The sequence below is a fragment of the Roseateles sp. P5_B10 genome, assembly GCF_056400485.1.
This window is the reverse complement of the sequence record NZ_JBFULE010000804.1, coordinates 1-2326: the sequence shown is the minus strand read 5'-3', so window position 1 is coordinate 2326 and position 2326 is coordinate 1. Positions and strand designations below refer to the sequence as shown.

The 2326-nt window shown below is 70.5% G+C and carries 2 protein-coding genes; one reads left to right on the top strand and one right to left on the bottom strand.

Annotated features, from left to right (window positions below):
* Window positions 1-1167: DUF1631 family protein (locus AC1DU6_RS27875; protein WP_477861091.1), on the top strand; the 1167-nt coding region annotated here is incomplete at its 5' end.
* Here AC1DU6_RS27875 and pdxA read toward each other — a convergent pair.
* Window positions 1164-2168: a 4-hydroxythreonine-4-phosphate dehydrogenase PdxA gene (pdxA, locus tag AC1DU6_RS27870; protein ID WP_477861089.1), complete on the bottom strand. Its 1005-nt coding sequence runs from the start codon at window positions 2166-2168 to the stop codon at window positions 1164-1166. The two genes, AC1DU6_RS27875 and pdxA, sit on opposite strands and share 4 nt — an antisense overlap.
* Window positions 2169-2326: the final 158 nt, after the last annotated feature.

The window sequence follows — 2326 nt, the reverse complement described above, 5'->3', positions numbered from 1 at the left end:
TCCCTCGCCTGTGCCTTTGAGGACTTCAGCGACGATCCCGGCCGCTCCTTCCTGGCCCATGTGCGCGACCTCGTGCAGGACGTCGCCCAGGGCGATTTCGACCGCATGGACGTCTACACGTCCAAGTTGGACGCCCTGGAAGCCTTCATCACCGAGCAGACCCGCAGCACGCTGAAGGCTGCCGGCGACGCCGCTGCCGTCGTCGAGCGCCGCGAGACCGACCTGCGCCTGCAGCAGCGCTACGCCCTGCAACTGCAGCAGCAGCTCGCCCGTGTGCCAATGCAGGACTTCCTGCGCACCTTCCTGGCTCAAGTCTGGTCCCAGGCCATCGTGCTGGCTTCGCGCGAGGGCGCGCCGGAGCGGGCCCTGCGCCTGCGCACGCTCGGCCGCACCCTGGTCATGAGCGTGCAGCCCAAGGGCGGCACGGCCGCGCGCGCCGATTTCCTGCGCGAGCTGCCCAATCTGATGCGCACCCTCAACGAGGGCATGGACCTGATCCGCTGGCCAGACGGCCCGCGCAAGGACTTCTTCGGCGTGCTGCTGCCCGCGCATGCCGAATCGCTGAAGGGCCAGGCCGCCAGCGCCCTGGACACCAACCTGCTGATCAAGCAGCTCGACCAGATCTTCGGCGTCGCGCCACCAGCCGAGGCCGACCTCGCCAGGCCCATGGCCGGCGAGACGGCGCCCGGCGATCTCGACGCCAGCCAGCGCCTGACGCCGGCCGAGGCCAAGAGCCTGGGCCTCGTCGAGGAAGCCAGCGTCGACTGGAACGGCGAGCTGGACCTCGACCTGTCAGGCAACGACGCCGCGGCCGCGGCCGAACCGCTGCAGGCCGTGGACATCTCCATCGACGGCCTGCCCGCCGCCGAGGGCGCACCCGAGGCCAGCAGCGGCGCCCTGCTGGTGGACAACATGCAGCTCGGCTTCGCCTATCAGATGCACACCGGCAACGAATGGCAGAAGGTGCGCCTGGCCCATGTCAGCGCCGGGCGCAGCTTCTTCATCTTCACGCACGGCAACCGCCACCAGGAGACGGTGACGATGACGGCCCGCATGCTGAGGAAGCTCTGCGAGGCCGACCGCATGCGCGCCTATGAACACGGTCTGCTGCTGGAGCGCGCGACGGCTCGTGCCCGGGCGCAACTGGCGGCGCTCGGCGGCCGCTAGCCGCCGATCAGCCGTCGCGCCATCGCGAGTGCCGCGCCCAGGCTGGCCGGGTCGGCCAGGCCCCGCCCCGCGATGTCGAAAGCCGTGCCGTGGTCGGGGCTGGTGCGCACGAAGGGCAGGCCCAGCGTCACGTTGACGCCCTGCTCCACCCCGAGGTATTTGACCGGGATCAAGCCATGGTCGTGCACCATGGCGACGACGACGTCGAACTCGCCGCGCCGGGCGCGCATGAAGATGGTGTCGGGCGCATAGGGGCCGCTGGCGTCCATGCCCGCGGCACGCGCGTCGGCGATGGCCGGCGCGATATGCAGGATCTCTTCATCACCGAACAAGCCGCCTTCGCCGGCATGCGGGTTCAGCCCGGCCACGGCAATGCGCGGCGCGGCGATGCCCATGCGCTGCAGCGCCGCCTGCGTGATGCGCAGCGTCTCTCCCACGGCCTCACGGGTCACGCGGGAGATGGCCTCACGCAGCGAGCAGTGGATGGTGACGAGCACCGTGCGCAGCTCCTCGTTGGCCAGCATCATGCGCACCGGAACGCCCCCCGCCAGGGCCTGCAGCATTTCCGTATGGCCCGGGTAGGGCGAGCCGGCCGCATGCAGGGCTTCCTTGTGGATGGGCGCCGTGATGAGGGCGCGCGCATGGCCGGCCTGGATCAGGCCGACGGCGGCCTCGATGCACRGGGCTGCGGCCGCGCCGGCACGGGCATCGACCTGGCCCAAGGGGGCATCGATCAAGCCTGCGGGCAGGCCAGCGGGCTGCCAGACTGGCAGGCAGCGCGGCGGTACGCGGCCTAACTCATCGGCCGCATGCAATTCGGCGACCGCCAGGCCACCGCCGGCAGCAGCGACCGCGCGCCTCATGACGGCAACGTCGCCGACCACCAGGGCATCCCGCGGCATCTCGTGCCGCCACAACTTGGCGATGATCTCGGGGCCGATGCCACAGGCATCACCCATGCTGAGGACCAGGGGCTGGCCTAGGGAGTTTTCCGGGGTCATGCCGCATTCTTTCATCACCCCGGCAGCGCGCTGGCAGACTGCCCACCGGCTCATCACGCCGTGGAGACTTTCTTGCGCAAGACCCTTGTTGCCGCCCTGATCGCCGGTCTGCATCTGACCGCCCCCGCCGCCACCCAGCCGGCACCCAAGGCCAATGC